This is a genomic window from Paraburkholderia sp. BR13439 (genome assembly GCF_040948805.1).
Taxonomy (GTDB): domain Bacteria; phylum Pseudomonadota; class Gammaproteobacteria; order Burkholderiales; family Burkholderiaceae; genus Paraburkholderia; species Paraburkholderia youngii.
The window spans coordinates 257503-278459 of sequence record NZ_JBFPKN010000011.1; the positions used below are offsets into that span (position 1 = coordinate 257503).

Below are 20957 nucleotides of genomic sequence, written 5' to 3' on the forward strand. Positions count from 1 at the left end.
GACGCCCTGGCGTATTCCCGAATTCGGATGGCGCAAAAGTGTGCCACATTGCGATCGTTGTAAAACTATGTGAATAGTTCCCGTATAATCGATACAGTCAATTCATGGGGAAAATCATGTTGAAAGAGACCTCAGCGCCGGCGGACCGGGACGTCAGCGGGCCGCGCTCGCTGACCCGACTCCTCGGAATTTTCGATGTTCTGGCGAAGTCTCCGGACGGTATGTCGCTGGCAGAACTGAATGTCGCCCTCGAGTCACCCAAGAGCAGCCTGCTCAATCTGCTGAGGCCTCTAGTGGCGGAAGGGTTCTTGATGCACGACGCAGGCCGCTATCGCTTGGGGCCGTCGATCTTCCGGTTGTCCGCGGGTGTGATGGCCGCGTGGAACTTCTCGAAGATGCTGCGCCCGTTCCTGGTGGATCTCTCGAAGAGCACCAATGAAACCGTGTATATCGGTGTCCTTGACGCCGAGCACAAAGAGATCACCTATGTCGACGTGATCGAAAGCGAGCAATCGGTGCGCTATTCAATGCACATCGGTCTGCGTCGCCCGCTCTATTGCACGGCTGCGGGACGCGTACTGCTGGCCCATGCACCGGATGCTTTCGTTACCGATTACATGAAGTCGGTCAAGTTCGAGCGCCGCACGCCGCAAACGATCGCAACGAAGAAGGCGCTGCGTGACGAACTCGATCATATTCTCCAAAGCGGCCTGTCGGTGAGTCGCGGCGAACTGCTGCCGGATTCCGCCGGTGTGTCGTCGCCGATCTTCGGGCCGAATGGCAATGTGATCGCGGCGATGGCGATTGGTGCGCCGCTCGAGCGCTTCGACCGCGAACGTCATCGACTCGAAGAGAACATGATCAGAGTCGCTCAGCGGGCGTCCGCGTTGGGGCAAGCAGAAGAGGAGTGACTGGCCGGGCGGTCGGCTTCGCGGTGAAGCGCGTGCTTCACCGCGAAGCGGGCGTGGCGCAGTTTGAGATGCGTTGCACCTGAGCGCAACGCATCGATCGAAACGACAATCAGTGGGTACGACGCTTCGGCAGCATGGAAGCGATCAACAGTCCGGCCATCGAACTGCAGGCAATGTAGACGAATACCGAAACATAGCCGCTATCGGCGGGAAACGATGCACCGCTGTGTCCGGCCGTCGCGCTGCGCAGTAGTGAAAAGACCGCCTGGGCGCCTACCGCGAAGAAACACGAGAAGAACACGTACAGCATGCCCGTTGCCTCGCCTGTCTGATGTGCAGGCGTCGTTTCCACGATCTGGTTGTACAGCGCAGTGCTCGTAAAAGCGAGGCCGAACGAGCACAGCACCGCACCTGGCACGAAGAGCAGCAGGTTGCGATGAAGCACGATCAGTGAGGCCCAGGCCAGGGCCAGTATGAGCATGCCGATCATGGCAGCGGGGCGGGCCTTGTAGCGGGCCGCAACACGGCCGCTCCACGGGCTTGCGACCAGCGCGACGATGTTGATGCTAAACATCAGCAGTCCAGCCGTCGTTGCGCTCAGCCCGAATCCGGCGTGCGTGCCGGCAGGTTGCTGGGCGAGCAGCGAGAAAACCTGTCCCAGCTGCATGGCGCCAGCCGCGAGGAATGCCATGCATGCATTCGCCAATACGACTTCGCGCATTTTCAGCAGACGTACGTTGATGAGCGGATGACGGGCTCCGAGTTGATGGCGTGCCCAGAGTCCGAGCACGATCATCCCGCCAACGATCAAAGCCCATAGCCGCACATCGCCGAGTCCCCACGCGCGGATTTCCTGCACTGCGAACAGGATGGCACACAGTGCTGGAGCGAACGCAAGGCCTCGAATGTAGTCGATCCGGACGCCGGGATTCGGCGGAGACGGCGGTGCCCACGTGCGTACGGCTGAGACGGCGACCACGCACAGCGCGACTTTGAACCAGAAGCCGCCCTGCCACGAATAGTGATCCACGACGACGCCCGCGCAGATGTAAATCAGCCCCGCCGATACCATTCCCGCCGCACTGATCAATCCGACCGCGGCAGGCACCCTGGCGGGTGGCAGGTTCTCACGAACCAACCCGATTGAGAGCGGCGTGATGCCTGCCGCGATCGATTGCATCGCACAACCCGCGACGAGTATGCCGACGTCGGTCGCGCACGCAGCGACGACTGCGCCGACCGCAGCGACCGACATCACCACCAGCAGGATTCTGCGGTAGCCCAACAGGTCACCGAGTCGCCCACTCACCGCTGCAAAGGCGGCCGAGCCGAGCCAGTATGCGGTCACGGTCCAGCTCACGGAGTTCGACGCAGGAAAGGCCTTGTAGAGCGTGACCAGCACCGTATAGATGACGGTGATGCCAGACGAAGCCGCTACCGCGGCAAGCAGGATCGCGATCGTGAACCCACGTGGTGGTCCCGCTACGCGTTGCGCTCGGTGTCCCTGCGGGGAGAGTACTTCTGCTTGCATGAACGTCTCCGGTTGCATGTATCGTTTCGATTATACTTATATACGAACACTGTTCGCATTGATGTTTTGTGCGAGCGATCGATGCAGGCGACAAGGATGGTGAGGGCGCTCCCCGATATCAAATCGATATCGACGCTTTTGAGTTCGATATGAGAGTTTTTCGGTCGATGGCTTGACCCGATACTTCTCTCAAGGGCGCTCGTTCAGCAGCGCTCCCCACGATCAGGAGATAGAACATGCAAGCGTATCAAGGGAAGATCTACGACGCGGACACGCACTTCTACGAAGTCGAGGACGCATTCAGCCGCTACTTGCCCGAGCAGTTCAAGAAGGACTGGTCGTTTACCAGCCGCGTGACGGCAGACGGCAATCGCTGCATGTATGTCGGTGACCGCAAGGTGGAAATCAGCGAGGGCTACACCTCGGCCGAGGGGCACGTGCCGCCGCCGGGCAAGCTGCATGAATGGTTGCGCGCGATGAAGGAAGGCAAAGATAACGTCGATATGCGGGTGCCCCCGACCCCGGACATGTTCAACCGCGACGCGCGTTTGCAGAAGATGGACCAATTCGGTGTCGAGGCCTGCACGATGTACATCGGCGAAATGGTCGCGTGTATTTCGTATCTCAACGAGCCCGTCGCGGCCAACGCGGTTCTGCATGCGTACAACCGCTGGATGCTCGAAGACTGGGGTTTCAACTACAAGGATCGCATCTACACGACGCCGGTCGTCACGCTCGACGATCTCGACGCCGCTGTCGCCGAGGCCAAGTGGCTCGTGGCGAACGGCGTGCGCGTGGTCCTGATGCCGATGGGGCCGTTCAATGGCCGTGCGCCGGCGGACCCGTACTTCGATCCGTTCTGGTCGATTTTGAACGAGGCTGGCGTGCGCGTGACGTTCCACGTGTCGGAAGCGATCTACATGAAGGATCACATGGCGGTGTGGGGCGAGCCGGTGCAGCAGTCGCGCCAGCGTCAGACCGCCTTCGTCTGGATGCACGGCTATGGCGAGCGTCCCGTGATCGAGACGCTGTCGTCGTTCATCTTCTATAACTTCTTCGAGCGTTTCCCGCGCGTCAAGCTGTGCAGCGCGGAAAACGGCGCGGAATGGGTGCCGTCGATGCTCGTCAAAATGGACAAGTGCCGCGGGATGGCGAAGAATGGTTACTGGCCGTGCGGTCAGTTGAAGAAACGCCCGAGTCAGATCTTCAAGGAAAACGTCTTCGTGGTCGCGTATCCGGAGGACAACATCGCCCAGATCATCGCTCAAACGGATTCGTCGGACTTCCTGTTGATGGGCTCCGACTATCCGCACGCGGAAGGGGTGCCGGAACCGAAGGACTTTGCGTCGGAAGCATGCAATGCGCTGTCCGAAGAGGACACGCGCAAGATCATGTACGACAACGGTCGCAGGTTCATTCCGCTGCACGTGTGACCGCTTTTGCGCTGGGCGCCGGGTGTGCGCTGGTCGGCGTCATGCATTCGCGCGGCAGCGCGAATGCAGCGTCCGATGACGGCGGCAGACTGACCTGCCGTCCCGCCGGATTTCTTCATTGTGAATAGGTTAGCCATGAATATTTCGGACTATAAGGCGTTATTGCTCGAACGCGATGGCGGCATCCTGACCGTCACGCTCAACCGCCCTGAAACGTTGAACGCGTTCGACGAGCAGATGGACATCGAGATGTCGCGGCTTTTTATCGATGTCGCCGAGGATGATGAAACCCGGGTCGTCGTGTTGACGGGCGCAGGGCGCGCTTTTAGCGCGGGTGGCGATATCGAGCACATGCAGCAGGTCATCGACAACCCGACGCTGTTTCTCGAAGGCATGCAGCGCGCGAAGAAAATTGTCTTCTCGATGCTCGATTGTCCGAAGCCGGTCATCGCAAAGATAAACGGTCATGCAATTGGCCTCGGCGCGACGATCGCGCTATTCTCGGATCTGAGCTACGCGGCCAATCACGCGAAGATCGGTGATCCGCACGTGAAAGTCGGCTTCGTGGCGGGCGATGGCGGCGCGGTGATCTGGCCGCAGCTGGTGGGCTATGCGAAGGCCAAGGAATACCTGTTGACGGGCGACCTCGTCACCGCGGAGGAGGCAGCACGACTGGGTCTCATCAATCATGCGGTGCCGGCCGACGAGCTGGATGCCGTTGTCGACGCCATGGCGAGGCGTCTCGCCAACGGCGCTTCACGCGCGATCCAGTGGACCAAGGCGTCGATCAACATCGGCCTGAAGCAACTTGCGCATTCCATTCTCGACGCGTCGATTGCATACGAGGCGTTGTCGAACCTGACGGAAGACCATCAAGAGGCGGTCAACGCGTTTCGCGAGAAACGCGAGCCGGTGTTCAAGGGACGTTGAGCTTTTTACTGCGTCCGGCTTTAGCGATGTATGCGGCGGGCGCGGCGAGGGAGATCTGACATGCAACGGGTTGTGGCGGTAACGGGTGGATTCGGCGCGCTTGGGCGCACGGTTGGTCGCGTGTTTGCTGAGAACGGCTGGGAGGTTGCGCTGATCGACAAGGCGCCTGCGCCAGAGAACGCCAGCGCGGAGCAATTGCACGCTTCGTGGTGGCGAGGCGGCGTCGAGCTAACTGATCTCGATTCGGCGCGCTCGGCGATCTCGGATATCGTCGAGCAGCTTGGCAAGCTCGATGCGGTCGTCAACATAGCGGGGGGCTTTCGCTGGGAGACGTTGGCGGACGGCAGTCTGGACACGTGGGATCTGATGTACCAGATGAACGTGCGCACGGCAGCGACTGCGTCGAAAGCCGCGCTCGACTATATTGCCAACAGCGCGGAAGGCGGACGCATCATCAATATCGGAGCCGGCGCTGCACTGAAGGCGGGCGCGGGCATGGGAGCGTATACGGCTTCGAAGTCGGGGGTGATGCGTTTGACCGAGGCGCTGGCCGAGGAACTCAAGGGCCGCTCCGTTACCGTCAACGCTATCTTGCCAGGCATCATCGATACGCCGCAAAACCGCAAGGATATGCCGGACGCCGACTTTTCCCGTTGGGTGCGGGCTGAAGAAATCGCCAACGTGATTCTCTTTCTCGCGTCGGGTGCCGCGTCGGGGGTAACCGGGGCGTTGATTCCGGTGACCGGGCGCACGTAAAAAACCGCAAGCGATGGTCCAGCGGGCAGTCAGGCGAGATCTCCCGAGCGTTTTCTGTCTCGCTGGATGGTCAAACAGGCCAACACCAAATGCAGTTCAAGCATACCCTTGACTAGTCCGCTGCTGGCGACGGCCTTCTTCGCCGGATCGAGGCGGACCTCCGGGATGGCCCTGGTCCACTCCTCGACCATGATCGCCACTTCGCTGCGCGCAAGGCCGGCGCCCGGGCAGGTGTGTACGCCGCTGCCAAAAGTGCAGTCGGTCGTTCGCTTGCGTTGAAATCGATCGTGGACTATGGCGTTCAGCAGATCTTCGCCGGGCCTTTCGCGGCGTTCGCTCATCCAGCCTTGAAACTCAGTTGATCGATCTGACTTGGCCGCCATCGACACGATAGTTGGCACCGGTCATGTATCCGGATAGCGGACTGGCCAGCAGGGCGGCCATGCGGCCGATATCCTCCGGCTCGCCGAACTTGCCGGCCGAATTGACGAAGATCTGGGAAGTAAAGCGGCGCTCCACCTCTGCCCAGTCATCGACATCCCAACCCTGCTTCAGTGCGAGATCGGTAAACGTACTTTTGACGGCGGGCGACATGATGATGCCGGGCGTCACGGTGTTGACCGTGATCCCTGTCGCGGCGAGTGTCTTCGCAAGCGATGCGCTCATGTTGACCATCGCCGCCTTGATGGCCTGATATTCGGCAAGATCGGGCTCCACTTGTGTGGCGGCCGCGCTTCCGATATTGATGATGCGCCCGAAACCGCGCTCCTTCATTCCTGGAACGAGCTTCTGGATAAGCCTGATGGCCGCGCCGACATTCTGCTCGAAGGTCCAGAGCCAATCGGTCCAAGGCGTCTCGAGCCAGGCTGGATTCATCGCACCACCTTTGCCGTCCATACGATGTGAGCTGGCACGGCCGCCGGCGTTGTTCACCAGGATGTCAACTCCGCCGAGCCGCTCGATGATCTGATCCGCGACGCCGTTGCAAGCCGCCTCATCGGACAAGTCACCCACGACATAAGAAGCCTTGCCTCCGGCAGTCGTGATTGCTTCTGCCACGTTCCGGCAACGTCCTTCATTGCGGCCGTGCACGACCACGACGGCGCCCTCGCGAGCCAGGACTTTTGCGATGCCTTCGCCAATTCCAGAGTTGCTGCCGGTGACCAGTGCGCGCTTGCCTCCAAGCTGCAGATGCATTGTCAGTTTCTCCCGCTCATAAAAAATGTCCTCATCGTGTCGCCGCTTGCACCGAAGCGGCGATCTCGGCCGCCGTGGGATTGCGCCGGAGCGTGAGTCCGCCAGTGACATGAGGGCAGTGCGAACAATGCACTTTAAGTTAGTCGTGCGAGCGAATCGTTGCTGAATCCGAGGAACGGCTCGCCAAGCCGCGCGCGCCGCGCCCAGTTTGGATCATGCAGAAGCGAGCGTCCTACGCCAACAAGATCGAATTCGCCGCGCGAAAAGCGATCGAGCAGAGGGGTGAGATCGGGCTGCGCGGAGGTCTCGTCCCCGGCCATCGAATCGTAGTAGCCCTTGTTAATGCCGATTCCACCAACGGCCATCGAAAGCCTGCCGGTTACCTTCTTCACCCAACCGGCGAGATTCATTTCTGAGCCCGGGAATTCCGCCCGATTGAAGTACCGGGTGCTCGCCTCGAAGATGTCGACGCCCGCGTCCGCGAGCGGGGCGAGGATCTGTTCAAGCTCGTGCGGATCGTTGGCGAGACGCGCGCGGAAATCCTGCTGTTTCCACTGGGAAAAGCGGAACGTGATCGGCATCGTGGCGCCGATCGCTTCGCGAATTGCGCGAACGACTTCGGTGGCGAAGCGGCTGCGCGCTGTCAGATCTTTGCCCCATTGATCCGTGCGCTGATTGGTTTCGGCCCACAGAAACGCGTCGATCAGATAGCCGTGACCACCGTGAATCGCGATTCCGTCGAAGCCGGCGGCCTTCGCATAGCGGGCGCTTCGACCATAGGCCGCAATGACGTCCGCGATCTCGGTGTCGGTCATCGGGCGAGTTGGCGTCATGACCCGCTCCATGTAGCCTGCGTTCAGCGATGTCGTTCGTCCCGCCGGCCCCCACAATCCGGAGGGGCGCAGCGGTGCCGCAGCCGGGAAGGGGCCCGTATTCGCTTCCTTCATCGGACCCATGTGCCACAACTGAGGAAAGATGATGCCGCCACTTGCATGCACTTCGTCCGTCACGCGGCGCCAGGCGGTAACGGATTCGTCGTCGACCAGCACCGGGATCGAATTTTCGCCTAGTCCCGCTTCGCCAAGTGCTGCCGGATGATCGACACCAACGCCTTCCGTGATGATGAGACCTGTCTCGCCCTGCGCACGGCGCTTGTAGTAGGACGCGACGTCACTGCCAGGCAGTCCATTGGGTGAAAAGCCGCGGGTCATGGGTGACATGACGATACGGTTGGCAAGCGTGACGCCCCGTACGGTGAGGGGCGTAAAGAGCGGTCCGATATCCATGAGCGTTCATATAATTGACTTTCGTGCGAATAATGATACGCTATCTTTGATTGAGGAAGAAAGAAAATCTGCCGCCGTGTTACATCCGGCGTCGAAGAGGAGAATTGCATTGGAGCAAACAGACGCACTGGCCGTTTTCTGCGGGCAAGCAGATGACGAAGGGCCCATTCCAGAAGGATTTGCGTTGATGCCGGCGTTTGGGCCCTTCCATCAGATGTTCGGACCAACGTACTTTCGTAAGACCGAGCGCGGACACGTGATTGGGATGTATGTCCGCGAGGCGCATCGCAACCTCGGTCAGATGATGCACGGCGGCGCGGTTTGCATGCTCGCTGATACGGCCATTACATGGGCGAGCAAGCATTCGCGCGCGCCGGCGGTGAAAGTTTTGACGACGAGCTTGACCGTCAACTTCATGGGCAACGCTGAGCCCGGCGATTGGGTTGAAGCTCGTGTCGACGTTTTGCGTTCGGGAAGGCGAGTGATTTTCTCGGACTGTCAAATCTGGGCGAATGCAAAGTGCATTGCCCAGGCGTCGGGGCAGTTCCAGGTGATGGGGGCGTTTGACAACTAGTCCTTCGCGGGACTAGAGAATGTAGCGCCCCACGTTACGGCATTGATCTGCCCCGAACCTTATCCAGAGTCGCCCGATATTTCCACGCCGTCAACACGAACCGATGAATGCGTTCGGCCCGGCGTTTGCGTTCTGCGCGCGTGGTTTGTATCGCAAGGTGGACTTCGGGCGCGCCGGTGACCAACGTCAGGACATCGCGCGCCGAGTTCGCAGGGTCATCGATCTCGATGACTCCGCTGGCCGCGGCGGATTCGAGCGCGCTGGCGAGGGGCTCCAGCATCGTAGCTGTGTATTGCAGAAATTGTTTCGCGATGTCCGGGAAGCGTATCGCTTCGCCGATCACCAGTCGGGAAGTGTGCATGCTGTCCGGTGTCGCGATGTGCTCGACGAGCGCGTCGATGAGGGCTGCCAGGTTCCTCGAAAAATCGCGGCCCGGCTCGACATGCTGTGAAATCTTGCCGCGCAAATCAGCCATCCCGCGCCAGACGATGGCGCGAAACAACTCTTCCTTGGTTCCGAACTGACGGTAAATCGTCGTCTTGCTGACGCCCGCGATCGACGCGATTTCTTCGACTCTGGCGGCGCCGAAACCTTCTCTCATGAAGACCGATTTGGCGGCATCGAGGAGGCTCTCGCGCATCTGGAGCGCATCGTCGTGGGTGGGCCGCCCGGCCGTTCGCTGTTTGCCCGCGGCAGCGAGCCGCGAAGCTCCGTCGGGAGCAAGAACTGCCATAGGTTTGAACATCGGTGAGTGTTTTATGACGGATACAGGCCGCCAGTATACTCACGTGTCCCGGGGGGCGCCACTGACGACGCCCCTCGGTTCCAAGGTCAGTGCGCGAGGCTCAAACGTTGATCATGCCGCGTACATACGACTCCATCGTACCTGCGCACGAAAGTTTGTCTTCGCCTTCTTCAAGATCCGCATACCGGCCGACCTGCCTGACTAGCGGTCCCCGCAGTCCGTCGGTGTTGCCGGTCGGCGAAAAGTCGACGGTGACCTTGTCGCCGGTAATGAAACCGCCCCAGTATCCTTCGGCCAGCAGATCGAAGAACGCGAACCGCCCTTCGACGACACCCTGACCATCGGCAGGATTCAGCAGGTGCTCACCCGATTTGTCGAGAACGAACGGAACGATCCACGGGCAGATAGCGTAGCCCTGCGCAACGTCCGACCACGGACCGGTGCCGATCATCTCGGTCATGCCATAGCTGTTCTGAACGTTCTCCGGCCGGATACCGTAAAAGCGGATGACCTGCTCGCGGTAGTCGGCGGGCGCGGCGGTGCCTTTCAATCCGCCTCCGGCCGTGATCACCGTGTCGGGGTGGCAGATTCCATCCGCTATCCCGCGCTGGCGGGCGCGCTCCACGAGAGTCCAGTGCAACGACCAGTTGCCTTGCACGAGCACGGGGACTTTCCAGCGCGCCGTAAGCTTGTCGAGAAACCGGTCGATCATCGCGCCTGTGTGTCGCTGGCGTGCCACCGCCTGCTCCTGGAATGCCGCGACTTCACTTGGCTTGGCGGAGCCATCGGCCATTGCACGACGCATGCGGCCCATCGAGATCGTTGAAGATGCGAGCACCGGGTCGTCGAACATCAAGGTGCTTTCGGCGCCGAGTCGCTTTGCTGCGTTCAGTACCGGCTCAATATGCCGATGCGCTCCGCCCGGCGGCATCATCAGGAATACCGGACGTTTGCCGAAGTCTCTTTGGATCAATGCGTTGCCATACACGCCCAGCTTCACGCAGGACTCGGTGACATTGTCGAGATCGGCTCGCGTCTGGCTGACGAAGCTGCACTTGCCGGACGTGCCGCTCGAACTGAACACGTGATGACCTGCGTCGCGCAATCGATCCATCCACGCGTCGACGTTATCGACGCCGTTGACCTCGACGTCACCAACGCGTTTGCTCGATAGTGTCTGCAGCCAGACGGACAGATGCTTCCAGCGGCCGTTGTCGATGAACTGCTCAGGGTAGCTCTTGTAGATTTGATGCGCGAACAGCAGCGGCACCATGTCTGCGTGACGGTTGACGTCTGCGATGCCGACATCGTCCGCTCTGCGGCGCAGCAGCTTGATCTGCTCGCGGCGCTCGGCGAAGCGCTCTTTCATGGCTGCGAGCTGAAGCTCACGGAGATTCTCGGGGTGATTGCGGAAAGGGTCGCCTTCGCCACGAAGCATTGCGTAGAACGGGTCCAGAGCGGACATGTTGTCTCCTCTGCAGGAAATTGCTGCGATTTTATTGATCGAAATTGGTGGAACTCGAGACTTCAAGCCATGTTTCGAGGTTGTCCTGTACCGATGCGAGCTTTTTGCGGACGACGTCGACGGCGTCGGGACCGAGCGGCAGACGCAGCGGCGGCGCGTCTGCCGACACCGCGCGGACGATGGCCTCGGCGGCCTTCGCGGGGTCGCCCGCCTGGGTGCCGTGGTAGCTGCTCATATATCGGCGCATTTGCCCCACTGTCTCCGAGTAGTCGGGCAATTCGTTCTCGCTCCACTTCAGCGATCCACCCGCGAAGTTCGTGCGGAAACCGCCCGGCTCGACGAGGGTCACGCCAATGCCAAACGGGTGGAGTTCCTGAGCCAACGATTCTGAAAGCCCTTCGACCGCGTGCTTCGACGCGCAATAGAAGCTGCAGCCAGCGATACCGATCACGCCGGCGACCGACGAGAAGTTCACGATATGGCCGCGCTTACGCGCGCGAAAGTGGGGCAGCACCGCTCGTATCACATTGACTGTGCCAAAGACGTTGGTATCGAATAGTTGCCGCGCCTGCGCGTCGGAAACCTCTTCGAGTGCGCCAAACAGGCCGTAGCCGGCATTGTTGACGAGTATGTCGATAGCGCCAGTGCGCTCGAGTGCTTGCCCAACGGCGCGTGGTACCGCCGCCGCATCGGTGACGTCGAGCAGCAGGCCGTGTGCGCGGCCGGGCGCAAGATTTTCAAAGGAGGCGACTTGCGTTTCATTGCGTACAGTGCCGACCACTGTGTCGCCGCGAGCGAGGACTGCCTCGGCCAGGGAGCGGCCGAAGCCGGACGAAACACCGGTGATAAACCACACGGCCGGACTTGTCGTTTGTTGTGTCATCGTTGAGCAGGTTCTGTAGATTTCTCGGGAGATAAGGTCATCCGGCGGTGCGAGCCTCAGTCATGTCTGCGACCTCTCCGCGGACATAGGCGTCGATCGTTCCGGCGCAAGACAGCTTGTCGTCGCCGCCGGGCAGATCCTTGTAGCGAACGACGTCGCGAATGATGGGCGTGCGCACGCCGTCGATGCCATGACCAAACTCGACAGTGACCTTGTCGCCGCTGATGACCCCGCCCCAGCGACCATCCGCCAGCAAGTCGATCATCGCGAGCCGTCCTTCGACAACGCCTTTTCCATCGGGCGGATTGAGAAGTTCTTCGCCTTTGGAGTCGAGCACCAGCGGGACCAGCCACGGCGGTACGGCCCACGCCTTCGCTTCATGGAACCACGGGCAAAAGCCTGACACTTCGCCCATTCCGTAGCCGTCGTTGAAATTGGCCGAGTTGAAATTGAAGAAGCGTTCGCACTGCTGCTGGAAATCCTCGGGCAAGTTCGCGCCTTTTTTGCCGCCTCCGATACTGATGATCGTATCGGGATGGAACTCGCCGTCGGCGATGCCGCGTTCGCGGCCGGTGGCCACGATCTGGTACAGCATGCCCAGCATGCCCATGATGAACATGGGCTCACGGCGCCTGTCGAGCAATTGGTCGATGAAAAGCCGGAAATCGGCTTGTACGCGCTCGCTACGTTCCCGGCTCTCGTTCTGGAACGCCTCGATTTCACTTGGCAGCGCGGTACCGTCCGCGATCGCGCGTCGCATGCGTGCCATGCGCGTCGTGTGCGCGGCACTCTGCGGTACATCGGACATGTAGTGGAGGTCGCCGGGCACGGCAATGGATTCAGCGAACTTCGCCATCCGTTCCGTGCCGGTATAAGAGCCTGAAGAAGGCGTCAACAGAAACACCGGATAACGCCGCGACGGATCGCGCATACCGCTCGCGGCCCACCGAATACCCTGGGCGAGCAGCCGCCATCCAAGTTCACGGTCGGCCTCGCTTTGGTATATGAAGGACTGCTTGCCCGACGTCCCGCTCGAACTCATCACGTAGTGTCCGTTGCGGCGCAACTCGTTGATCCAGTCATCGAGGTCGCGAATCGCGTCATATTGGAGTCCGTCGATCTTGCGCGTCGTGAGCGTTTGCAGCCATGCAGTGAGATGGCGCCATTTACCCTGCTCGATGAACGCATCCGGATAGCTTTTATAGACGGCGTCGGCAAAGAGCAATGGCACGGCATCGCTCATGTTCTTCACTTCGGTAACGCCAGCCTCGCTGGCCCGCTTGTCGAGAATACGAATCTGCTGCCGTCGCTGTGCGAAGCGCTCGTCCACGGCCTGAAGCTGCATCGCGTGGAGGTTTTCGGGCGCATTCCGGAAAGGGTCGGCGACGTCCGTGAGTGGCAGTAGCTTAGAAAGGGCTTGCATCATCGAGTCCCCTCCTGATTCGGACCGGATTCCTCCGATACCCATTTCATGAATCGATGGATCGGGAACATGCCGTCATGGGGATAGCCGCCGACTCCGTCAGAAATCGACTCGCCCAGCGCCACCATGCGCTGGACACCAGCGCAGGCGAGCGCATCGCGTACCTCCGTGACCCGGTGAGGCGGATAGATCCCCACCGTCTGCGTGGCGACCGTCGCGTGCCGCGCGCCATCGCGCAGGCTTGTTACAGGAACGACGTTGACGGTCTTGCAAATGGGGTGGAAATCCACCATTTCGTCAGAACGAATGACGAGCCCCTTGCCGTCATAGCCACCGAACACGCGATAGATCGGTTCCATTTCACGCAGCACGTCCACGGCCTCGCGAATGTCGGCGGGCACGAGCGGGCCTTGGCCGTCGCCGTACCGATAGTCTTCGCCGAGTGCGAGCGCTAGTTGCTCGCAGTAGCGGTCGGCGTCGTCTTCGTCGCCTTCGACGAATTGATACCGGCTAGCATTGCACGCGTCCTGGTTGAACGACAGCACATCGGCTGCGCCCGCACGCGCGACCTCGCGCAGTACTTCGTCGGATGCAAAGGCCTCGCGGCCGATCAGCGAGATCGATACCTTCGGATCGAACGCGACCAGCTCGAGCCCGGGGCCGGCATAGCGCATCACATGCCGAACCGCGCTTTCGCCGCCCCACACGACGATTTTGTCGAAGTACTGCGGACGATAAAGAATCGACTCGACGTTTTCGTCGCCGCCGCGCCAGTACGCGGCAGAAAACGACTGGGTAACCGGATGATCCGGGTCGATTTCGGCCATGGTGCGCAGGATTGCGGTGGCCGTGAAAAGATCGTTCGAAGGCAGCTTCAGCAGGTGAACACCCTTCGTCAGCGCCGCGCGCATGACCGTCATGGCTGCGACCATCGGCGAGTTGCCTGCGAGGATATGTACGAGGCGCGGGGGAAACGCGCGCAGACGACTCGGGCGCCCGCGCAGAGTACGTTCCACCCAACCGTCCACGAGACGCGCGTCGCCGAGACTCACGCGCAGTTCGTCCTCGATCACTTCACGCAAGAAAAGATTGGGAATGTCGCGATAGCAGTTTTCGAGGATCCGTCGCCCGAGCGGACTGACCTTGATCATCGATTCGAGCGCAGCCTGCATCAGCGGATTGACGTCGAGGTGCAAACGCGGACCTAGTTCGACAAGAAAATCGATGATCTTCGCGACAGGAACATCGAAGGCAGGGCCGGATTCAGCGCGTGGCCACACCAAATCGTCTAGTTCGATTTTAGGCGTGCAAAAGCCTTGCCCCAGATCGCGAGACACGTGTCTGATCGCGCTTCCGGTGACGGTGCGCCCACGGTATACGTGAGGAACCAGCAGCGGTGCCAGGCTGGCATCCTGCGCCGGGTCCGCGCTTTGCTTTACGGTTGTTTCGGTATGCTCCATGAACAACTCCTTTTCAGTAGCGGGTACGCGTCGACCTGAGCGCCGACGTGAATCGATCGGTGGGATCTGGCAGCTCAACTCAAGTTGGCGATCATCCGATCGAGCAGATTCCGGGCGGCTTCAACTTCATCCACTGTGAAGCCGTGAAGTTGGCGATTGCTTGTTTCGACGATGAGCGGCAAAGTCTCGCCTAACAGCTGTCGACCATCTTCTGTCAGTGCGAGCTCGACAGAACGTCTATCGGAAGTACTGCGGATCCGTTCAACCAATCCTCTTTTTTCGAGCGAATCGAGCTTGCGAGTCATGATGCTGCCGTCAGCGAGAAGTATTCGGCACAGGGCGGTAGGTGTACGAGCACGCTCGTCGAACAGCGCTTTCAAAATCCCCCACTGAATCGCAGAAAGTTTGCTCGCCGCGAGCTTCCGGTCGATTTCCGCGCCAAGCAGAAGATGAACCATGTTCATCTTGAACGCGACGCTTTCTTCTGTGCGGTACTCGTCCGGAGCAAGCGTATGCGCGAGTTCGGCGCTAGGCGGACGTCTCTGAAGTGCGGGGGATTCGAGTGGGGTCATCGATTACCTGCTAAAAAAATTTTTGCGTTTGCAAGCAACTATATGCACGTCATTCAAAATATGCAACGCACCGGGGGGTGTGGTTTTCCCCATGTTGCGACCGAATGGCTGTCTGCGCGACGATGCGCACGCGTCTTTCATCCGCAATATTCGGGAGGAACCTTGTCTGAATCTGGTGTGGCAAGTGACATGAGGTTGCCTGTCACTGTCGGGGAAGTGACGGCGGAGTGGCTTACTTCAGCGCTGGGATTCCGCTTCAGCGGCGTCGAAGTGCTCTCGTGCGAGCACGTGGATGTACTGCCGGGCACGTCGACCAAGGTCCGAGTGGCTCTGGAGTACAACGACGCGGGACATGCGATGGCACTACCGTCGCGCATGATCGTGAAGGGCGGTTTCGAGGAACACAGTCCGTCGATGAAGGAGATGTATCGCAACGAAATGCGCTTCTATCGGGACGTACTGCCGTTCATAAACATGAACGCGCCGAAGTGTTTTTATGCGGGCGCCGATCCTGACGCCTGGCAGGCGGTCGTAGTGATGGAAGACCTGGTCGAGCGTAACGTTCGGTTCTGTCGTGCTCAGCAGCCGCAGGGCTACGAACAGGTGGCTTTGCGTCTGAGTGCAATGGCGCGCTATCACGCGCAAACATGGAATAGCCGGGAGTTCGACAAGGGCGGGCGGCTTGATTGGGTGGGGGAGCGCTTTTCGGATTGGTCGTTGGAATATCAGAACCGCTACCTCGAGCCGGATGTCTGGGCGCACTACGTATCGCTGCCGAGAGGGGCCGCGGTAAGCCGGCATCTGCACGATCGCGACTGGATGGTGGCAGCGCTCGGGCGCATTGCGCGCGAACACAAGCGCAAACCGGTATGTGTGATCCACGGCGATACGCACCTTGGAAATCTCTACGTCGAAGCTGATGAAGCGCCGGGTTTTTTCGATGCTCAGGTTAGCCGGGCGCCTTGGAGTCTCGAGGTCGCTTATCACATAGGGTGCGCGCTCGATATCGAAGACCGGCGCTCGTGGGAGCGGTCGCTACTAGAGCACTATCTTTCCCAATTGGCGATTAACGGGGTTCAGGCACCAGACTTCGACGAAGCATGGGGCGACTATCGACGCGATCTCGCATACGGATTCTTCATCTTTGCGATCAACGAAACGCGCTTCCAGACCGAGGCGGTGAACACGGCGTATGCAGCGCGCTTTGGTGCGGCATTGGTGGATCATGGCGAAGTGGGTTAACCGATTGGATCGAAGGCCAATAATGCAACTATATGTTGCATTATTGGCCTGACGAGACTAAGCTCAAGCATCAGTGACGTCCTCGCGAGCGAGGGATTGAGCGCTAACGAATACCCGCTCGATCGAACGCTCCAGACGACGATCGATCTACCTCAACCGGCTACAGCATGCCCGCTCCGAAAGTCTTTCATCAACGTTTAAACGGCAAGATCGCGATCGTGACCGGCGCGGGATCGCTCGGTCAGGGTTTCGGCACGGGCAAGGCAATTGCCTGTCTTTTCGCCGCGGAGGGCGCGTCCGTCTGTCTCGTCGATCAGCAATACGAGCGGGCGGCGGAAACGCTCGCGCTGATCACGGAGGGGGGCGGCAGCGCGTTCGTCTCGACCGGCAATGTCACCGACGGTGCGGTCTGTGCGCGCATTGTCGACGAGACCGTCGAGAGGTACGGTGGCCTCGACATTCTCGTCAACAACGTCGGTATTTCGGGCGCGCCGGGGCGGTTGCAGGACCTCGACGAGGCCTCCTGGGATCGCGTGATCGACGTCAATCTGAAAAGTGCCTTTTTGATGAGCCGAAGTGCGGTGCCGAAGATCGTGGCGCGCGGAGGCGGGGCAATCGTCAACATCGGTTCGGTCGCGGGCATCCGCAGCCACGGGTCAGCCGCATACGGCTCATCGAAAGCGGGCATGGTCGGCTTTACGCGTGAACTCGCGGTGATGTACGGCCGCGATCATGTTCGTGCCAACGCGATTGCTCCGGGCCATATTTTTACGCCGATGGTCGAAAGCATGCTCAGTGACAAGGCCCGCGAACGCCGCCGAAAAATCGCGCCCCTTCCGTTGGAAGGGGATGCGTGGGACGTCGCGGCCGCCGCGTTGTTTCTCTGCAGCGATGAATCGCGATTCATTACCGGCACGTGCCTACCCGTAGACGGTGGTGTGACGGAGGTCGCCGCGCTTGCGGCATACGACCTGGTTCAACAATAGCCGTCGATCTGGCCAGTGTGCGCCTCGCCACGTGAAGCGTGTCTATTAGCACGGAGCTTACAGGGCGTGTTTTCTGGTAACTTAGCGTGGCTGAATTGACCCGCGTGACAGGAAACGGCACCTGTAGGGCGCTGGCACGGACCGCTGAGTCGCGGTCCATGCCGATCGCCTGTTTGCTCGACAACGCGTATTTGCCGTCCGGCAAGCGGGGGTCCGAACCAATCGATAATCGCATGGGTGCTCGCAAGACCGCAGATCCGCTATTCGCCGCGTTAGCGGATGCTTCCCGACGACAACTGCTGACTCTGCTGAATGCGGGTCCTCAAAGCGCAGCCGCATTGGCGCGTGAGCTGAAAATATCGCGTGCGAGCGTGATCGAGCACCTGAACGAACTTGGCGAGGCCGGCTGGGTCGACGTCGCTTTCGGTGACAACGGCGAGGCGTCCTATTCGAAACGTTCTCAGGCTGAAGCACAATTTCTGGCCGAATGCGAGGCGCTGCAGAACCCCGTGTGCTCAGAGGCTAGCGATGCGTTGGACGAACAGGCTGCGGCTTGGGCGCGCGAGTGGCCAGCGGAAGACCCGAATGTCTATCTGATCGGGCAACGACTCCTACGACTGTCTGCTCACATCGACCGGGCGCTCAAGGAAGCCGCCGCGAGTCAGGGCCTGCTGGCAGCCGAACTGTTGCTATTGGATGCGCTTCTGGTTTCCGGTCCGCCTTACACGCAGTCTCCGACGCAACTTCAAAAACCGCTGGCAATGACGCTGGGCGGCATCACGAAGTGTGTCGGCAGGCTCGAACAGATGGGCTTGGTGGAGCGCATGCCGGACCCGGCGGATGGTCGTGGAATACTCGTACGAATGAAGTCACAGGCACGCAAAGTATTGAGGAACATCCTCCATCAGGAGGCGTACGGCACTGACTGGGTGGCATCCAGTCATATGGCGCCTGAACGGCGAGCGGCACTCTCGACCTTGTTGCGGGAACTGCATGTCCTTGCAGACGCGGAGGCCGCACGTCGGGGTGCCGAGCGCGGCTGACATAGCTTCGGTGATCACCATTTCGATAGCAAACCCCTAGTCATCGCCATCGCTGCTCGCAATCAGCGCGCAAGACACAAACCCATCCTGGGCCTGCGCTCTCAGCAGGCCTTCTCTCCCGTCTTTCGTTGCCATCGAGGCATCCGGTGGCATATGGCCAATCCCGCATAACGCTATGTTCGTGAGCGAAAGCTCAGGGGAACACATTGGCGCGTCTGCTTCCAGTGCCGTCCCGGTACAAACACCTGGACACCGCAATTTACTTTCCCAGTAAAGTATATTTCAGATGTTCGATGACGGGCAGCACATTGACGCCAACCGGAGACTCAAGCGATGAGGGCCGCATATTTCAAGAAGGTAGGTTCGCCTCTAGAAGTTAGGGGTGTGGCCGATCCCACTCCAGCATCGGGAGAAGTTGTGCTGAAGATTCACCGCTGCGGTATCTGCGGATCGGATCTACACATGACGGATGGACACGCACCGCATTTCACGCTTCCAGAAAATTCGACCCTAGGTCACGAATTTGCCGGCGAGGTGGTGGCCTTAGGTAAGGGCGTTGAGAAGCTGAAGATTGGCGATGCTGTAACCGCGCTGCCGTTTGTCGGATGCGGGCATTGCGCGACCTGTCTTTCCGGGAAGCCGAACTTCTGCGCGCAATTCAAGGGCGCCGCCGCCGGCTTCGCTCAATATGCAGTCGTTGCCGAGCGCGTAACGACCCGGCTTCCGAAGACGCTGAGCATGGAGGACGGCGCACTGATCGAACCGATGGCCGTCGGCTTGCACGGAGTTGCGCTGGCAAAGCTCACGCCGGGCGCGAAAGTGCTCGTGATTGGCGCGGGTCCCGTTGGACTGGCCGCCACGTTCTGGGCTCGTCGCCTCGGCGCTGGTCGCATTGTTGCGACTGCTTCATCGCAGCGCCGCGAAGCGCTCGCGCGACACATGGGGGCTGACGAATTTGTGGTTCCGCAGGATGGGCAGGATCTGGCGGCGCTAGCTGCCGATGCTCTCAAGGGTCCACCAGACGTCGTGTTTGAATGCGCAGGGCAGAAGGATCTGATTGCAAAGGCGATTCATTGCGTTAAGCCGCAGGGCGACGTCGTAGTGCTCGGCTTCTGCACGGTGCCGGATCAATTCATTCCGGCAGTAGCGGTATGGAAGGAAGTGCGAATTCAGTTCGCTGTCACCTACAGTATGCAAGAGTTCACTCATGTCGCGAACGTGTTCGACGCGGGCTGTGTCGAACCGCGCGCGATGATTACCGACCGCGTCTCGCTTGACGCGCTACCCGATGCATTTGAAGCACTGCGTGAACGGTCGACGCAATGCAAGGTAATGGTGAACCCATGGCTCAGCTGAAATCCTGGAGCGACTATCTCTCCCAGTTGGCAAACGCGGAGAGTCTGCTCGAATTGACGGAGACACCGCGCGATCCTCAAACGCGCGCGGAGCTGTATCGGCAGTTTCAGATGAATCTCTCGCTTGCCTACTTCATCTACTTCCAATCCGATCCGCTTCATCCAGACTGGTTGCCTTTCCTTAACTCGGTCTTCATGCTGCAGCCGAATCCCGACGACACCTATTTCGTCGCACCGTTGCGAGGTGACCTGCGATATCGGCTAGTTGGAGAGCGCGGCAGCGTGCATTTGCTGACGCTGGATATCGGCCGCGGCATCATGGGTACTACCGATAAAATCCACCCTCCGCTAGGTCAGTTCGACCTGGACGACCTCGAGATCGGCGAGGACGGCAGCTTCGAAGTTCTATTGAGCGCACGGCGTCCCGCCGGTTATCACGGCAACTGGCTCGAGTTGCACCCCGAGGCTGACTTCGCAATGCTGCGCCAGCGCTCGTATGCGTGGGGAGCGGAACGTGACGCACGAATCGCTATCGAGTGCCTCGACGCTCCCCGGACGAAACCGCCAATGGGCCACGAGGAGATCGCGAGGCGTACCGGCGAGCTGATGGACTACGCGGAGCGTCTGTCACGTCGCTGGCTCACGCACATGCAGCAACTGCGCACGCGGATCAACATGAACGAGTTCGAGTTTTTCGCTTTCGGTGGTGGCCTCGCGAAACAGGCGTACTGGCAAGCGATTTTCGATTTCGGTGACGACGAAGCGCTCATTCTCGAAACCGCACTGCCGCAGACACGCCGATACTGGAACGTGCAATTGAACGACGCTCTGTTCAACGCGCTTGACTATATCGATCACCAAAGCAGCCTCAATGGACATCAGGCGCACGTCGACGAAGACGGCCATTTCCGCGCCGTGATTGCGCACCGTGATCCGGGTGTCGCGAACTGGCTGGATACATGCGGGGTCAATCGGGGGACCGCAATAGGCAGATGGTATGGGTGCAGTTCGGAGCCGGTTCCGACGCTCAAGCGTGTGCCGGTGTCCGAGTTGCGCAATCACTTGCCGACAGGGACTCGCTTCGTTGACGCAACCGAACGCGAGAGACTCTTGCGCGAGAGACGAATAGGTGCGCAGCTGAGACGGCGGTGGTAAGCACGATTAA

20 protein-coding genes are annotated in these 20957 nt (G+C 60.2%); 10 read left to right on the plus strand and 10 right to left on the minus strand.

The window, feature by feature from the left end; all coding sequences use genetic code 11:
* The first annotated feature begins 104 nt into the window (after positions 1–104).
* On the plus strand, positions 105–911 hold the full coding sequence (locus tag AB3X96_RS22775) for an IclR family transcriptional regulator (protein ID WP_368591491.1): 807 nt from the start codon (positions 105–107) through the stop codon (positions 909–911).
* A gap of 109 nt (positions 912–1020) precedes the next feature.
* On the opposite strand, the gene AB3X96_RS22780 is transcribed toward AB3X96_RS22775, so the two are convergent.
* A complete protein-coding gene (locus AB3X96_RS22780) occupies positions 1021–2442 on the minus strand; it encodes an MFS transporter (protein WP_368591492.1) in 1422 nt (473 codons plus the stop codon).
* A 236-nt stretch (positions 2443–2678) separates the two neighbouring features.
* Between AB3X96_RS22780 and AB3X96_RS22785 the strand changes: the two genes are divergently transcribed.
* The 3 genes from AB3X96_RS22785 (at position 2679) to AB3X96_RS22795 (ending at position 5561) form a co-directional block, all read left to right on the plus strand.
* The gene (locus tag AB3X96_RS22785; protein WP_176122672.1) at positions 2679–3875 is read left to right on the plus strand and encodes an amidohydrolase family protein; all 1197 of its coding nucleotides are present in this window, start codon (positions 2679–2681) and stop codon (positions 3873–3875) included.
* Positions 3876–4010: 135 nt separating this feature from the next.
* Positions 4011–4805 carry an enoyl-CoA hydratase/isomerase family protein gene (locus AB3X96_RS22790; protein WP_368591493.1) on the plus strand — a complete coding sequence of 265 codons (795 nt, stop codon included), beginning with the start codon at positions 4011–4013 and terminating at the stop codon, positions 4803–4805.
* Positions 4806–4865: 60 nt separating this feature from the next.
* Complete coding sequence (locus tag AB3X96_RS22795; protein WP_368591494.1) at positions 4866–5561, plus strand: SDR family NAD(P)-dependent oxidoreductase; 696 nt, start codon at positions 4866–4868, stop codon at positions 5559–5561.
* A gap of 29 nt (positions 5562–5590) precedes the next feature.
* Here the strand turns inward: AB3X96_RS22795 and AB3X96_RS22800 are convergent, their stop codons facing one another.
* The 3 genes from AB3X96_RS22800 to AB3X96_RS22810 form a co-directional block, all read right to left on the minus strand.
* Positions 5591–5902 (minus strand): hypothetical protein, encoded by a 312-nt coding sequence (locus AB3X96_RS22800; protein WP_368591495.1) that lies wholly within the window; start codon positions 5900–5902, stop codon positions 5591–5593.
* Positions 5903–5915: 13 nt separating this feature from the next.
* Entirely contained in the window at positions 5916–6758 is an 843-nt protein-coding gene (locus AB3X96_RS22805) for an SDR family NAD(P)-dependent oxidoreductase (RefSeq protein WP_368591496.1), read from the minus strand.
* A gap of 134 nt (positions 6759–6892) precedes the next feature.
* Positions 6893–8044, minus strand: a complete 1152-nt coding sequence (locus AB3X96_RS22810) for an NADH:flavin oxidoreductase (protein ID WP_368591497.1) — start codon at positions 8042–8044, stop codon at positions 6893–6895.
* Between AB3X96_RS22810 and AB3X96_RS22815 the strand changes: the two genes are divergently transcribed.
* Complete coding sequence (locus AB3X96_RS22815) at positions 7968–8618, plus strand: PaaI family thioesterase (RefSeq protein WP_368591498.1); 651 nt, start codon at positions 7968–7970, stop codon at positions 8616–8618. The genes AB3X96_RS22810 and AB3X96_RS22815 overlap by 77 nt on opposite strands.
* A gap of 34 nt (positions 8619–8652) precedes the next feature.
* Here AB3X96_RS22815 and AB3X96_RS22820 read toward each other — a convergent pair whose 3' ends face one another.
* From AB3X96_RS22820 to AB3X96_RS22845, 6 genes are all read right to left on the minus strand, one after another.
* Positions 8653–9351: a TetR/AcrR family transcriptional regulator gene (locus AB3X96_RS22820; RefSeq protein WP_368591499.1), complete on the minus strand. Its 699-nt coding sequence runs from the start codon at positions 9349–9351 to the stop codon at positions 8653–8655.
* A 112-nt stretch (positions 9352–9463) separates the two neighbouring features.
* Positions 9464–10828, minus strand: coding sequence for a hypothetical protein (locus AB3X96_RS22825; RefSeq protein WP_368591500.1), 1365 nt, complete (start codon positions 10826–10828; stop codon positions 9464–9466).
* A gap of 31 nt (positions 10829–10859) precedes the next feature.
* Positions 10860–11711: an oxidoreductase gene (locus AB3X96_RS22830; RefSeq protein WP_368591501.1), complete on the minus strand. Its 852-nt coding sequence runs from the start codon at positions 11709–11711 to the stop codon at positions 10860–10862.
* Positions 11712–11748: 37 nt separating this feature from the next.
* Complete coding sequence (locus tag AB3X96_RS22835) at positions 11749–13179, minus strand: hypothetical protein (protein ID WP_368591502.1); 1431 nt, start codon at positions 13177–13179, stop codon at positions 11749–11751.
* The gene (locus AB3X96_RS22840; RefSeq protein WP_368591503.1) at positions 13134–14594 is read right to left on the minus strand and encodes an acyl-CoA reductase; all 1461 of its coding nucleotides are present in this window, start codon (positions 14592–14594) and stop codon (positions 13134–13136) included. Before AB3X96_RS22840 ends, AB3X96_RS22835 begins: the two co-directional genes overlap by 46 nt.
* 74 nt (positions 14595–14668) lie before the next feature.
* Positions 14669–15166: a MarR family winged helix-turn-helix transcriptional regulator gene (locus AB3X96_RS22845; RefSeq protein ID WP_368591504.1), complete on the minus strand. Its 498-nt coding sequence runs from the start codon at positions 15164–15166 to the stop codon at positions 14669–14671.
* A gap of 42 nt (positions 15167–15208) precedes the next feature.
* Between AB3X96_RS22845 and AB3X96_RS22850 the strand changes: the two genes are divergently transcribed.
* The 5 genes from AB3X96_RS22850 to AB3X96_RS22870 all read left to right on the plus strand — a co-directional run bounded on the left by AB3X96_RS22850 (position 15209) and on the right by AB3X96_RS22870 (position 20947).
* Positions 15209–16408 carry a hypothetical protein gene (locus AB3X96_RS22850; RefSeq protein WP_368591505.1) on the plus strand — a complete coding sequence of 400 codons (1200 nt, stop codon included), beginning with the start codon at positions 15209–15211 and terminating at the stop codon, positions 16406–16408.
* Between the two features lie 167 nt (positions 16409–16575).
* Positions 16576–17394 (plus strand): SDR family NAD(P)-dependent oxidoreductase, encoded by an 819-nt coding sequence (locus AB3X96_RS22855; protein ID WP_368591506.1) that lies wholly within the window; start codon positions 16576–16578, stop codon positions 17392–17394.
* Positions 17395–17480: 86 nt separating this feature from the next.
* A complete protein-coding gene (locus AB3X96_RS22860; protein WP_368591507.1) occupies positions 17481–18437 on the plus strand; it encodes a MarR family transcriptional regulator in 957 nt (318 codons plus the stop codon).
* A gap of 417 nt (positions 18438–18854) precedes the next feature.
* Positions 18855–19793, plus strand: a complete 939-nt coding sequence (locus AB3X96_RS22865) for an alcohol dehydrogenase catalytic domain-containing protein (protein ID WP_368591508.1) — start codon at positions 18855–18857, stop codon at positions 19791–19793.
* Positions 19781–20947, plus strand: coding sequence for a DUF1214 domain-containing protein (locus tag AB3X96_RS22870; RefSeq protein ID WP_368591509.1), 1167 nt, complete (start codon positions 19781–19783; stop codon positions 20945–20947). Before AB3X96_RS22865 ends, AB3X96_RS22870 begins: the two co-directional genes overlap by 13 nt.
* Positions 20948–20957: the final 10 nt, after the last annotated feature.

What these genes read in the sequence shown, in the direction of transcription:
- AB3X96_RS22825 (WP_368591500.1), bottom strand. Translation starts at nt 10,828, where the DNA reads ATGTCCGCTCTGGACCCGTTCTACGCAATGCTTCGTGGCGAAGGCGAC.
- AB3X96_RS22870 (WP_368591509.1), top strand. Translation starts at nt 19,781, where the DNA reads ATGGCTCAGCTGAAATCCTGGAGCGACTATCTCTCCCAGTTGGCAAAC.
- AB3X96_RS22820 (WP_368591499.1), bottom strand. Translation starts at nt 9,351, where the DNA reads ATGGCAGTTCTTGCTCCCGACGGAGCTTCGCGGCTCGCTGCCGCGGGC.
- AB3X96_RS22790 (WP_368591493.1), top strand. Translation starts at nt 4,011, where the DNA reads ATGAATATTTCGGACTATAAGGCGTTATTGCTCGAACGCGATGGCGGC.
- AB3X96_RS22785 (WP_176122672.1), top strand. Translation starts at nt 2,679, where the DNA reads ATGCAAGCGTATCAAGGGAAGATCTACGACGCGGACACGCACTTCTAC.
- AB3X96_RS22855 (WP_368591506.1), top strand. Translation starts at nt 16,576, where the DNA reads ATGCCCGCTCCGAAAGTCTTTCATCAACGTTTAAACGGCAAGATCGCG.
- AB3X96_RS22780 (WP_368591492.1), bottom strand. Translation starts at nt 2,442, where the DNA reads ATGCAAGCAGAAGTACTCTCCCCGCAGGGACACCGAGCGCAACGCGTA.
- AB3X96_RS22800 (WP_368591495.1), bottom strand. Translation starts at nt 5,902, where the DNA reads ATGAGCGAACGCCGCGAAAGGCCCGGCGAAGATCTGCTGAACGCCATA.
- AB3X96_RS22795 (WP_368591494.1), top strand. Translation starts at nt 4,866, where the DNA reads ATGCAACGGGTTGTGGCGGTAACGGGTGGATTCGGCGCGCTTGGGCGC.
- AB3X96_RS22810 (WP_368591497.1), bottom strand. Translation starts at nt 8,044, where the DNA reads ATGGATATCGGACCGCTCTTTACGCCCCTCACCGTACGGGGCGTCACG.
- AB3X96_RS22775 (WP_368591491.1), top strand. Translation starts at nt 105, where the DNA reads ATGGGGAAAATCATGTTGAAAGAGACCTCAGCGCCGGCGGACCGGGAC.
- AB3X96_RS22830 (WP_368591501.1), bottom strand. Translation starts at nt 11,711, where the DNA reads ATGACACAACAAACGACAAGTCCGGCCGTGTGGTTTATCACCGGTGTT.
- AB3X96_RS22805 (WP_368591496.1), bottom strand. Translation starts at nt 6,758, where the DNA reads ATGCATCTGCAGCTTGGAGGCAAGCGCGCACTGGTCACCGGCAGCAAC.
- AB3X96_RS22840 (WP_368591503.1), bottom strand. Translation starts at nt 14,594, where the DNA reads ATGGAGCATACCGAAACAACCGTAAAGCAAAGCGCGGACCCGGCGCAG.
- AB3X96_RS22815 (WP_368591498.1), top strand. Translation starts at nt 7,968, where the DNA reads ATGGGTGACATGACGATACGGTTGGCAAGCGTGACGCCCCGTACGGTG.
- AB3X96_RS22835 (WP_368591502.1), bottom strand. Translation starts at nt 13,179, where the DNA reads ATGGGTATCGGAGGAATCCGGTCCGAATCAGGAGGGGACTCGATGATG.
- AB3X96_RS22850 (WP_368591505.1), top strand. Translation starts at nt 15,209, where the DNA reads ATGCACGTCATTCAAAATATGCAACGCACCGGGGGGTGTGGTTTTCCC.
- AB3X96_RS22845 (WP_368591504.1), bottom strand. Translation starts at nt 15,166, where the DNA reads ATGACCCCACTCGAATCCCCCGCACTTCAGAGACGTCCGCCTAGCGCC.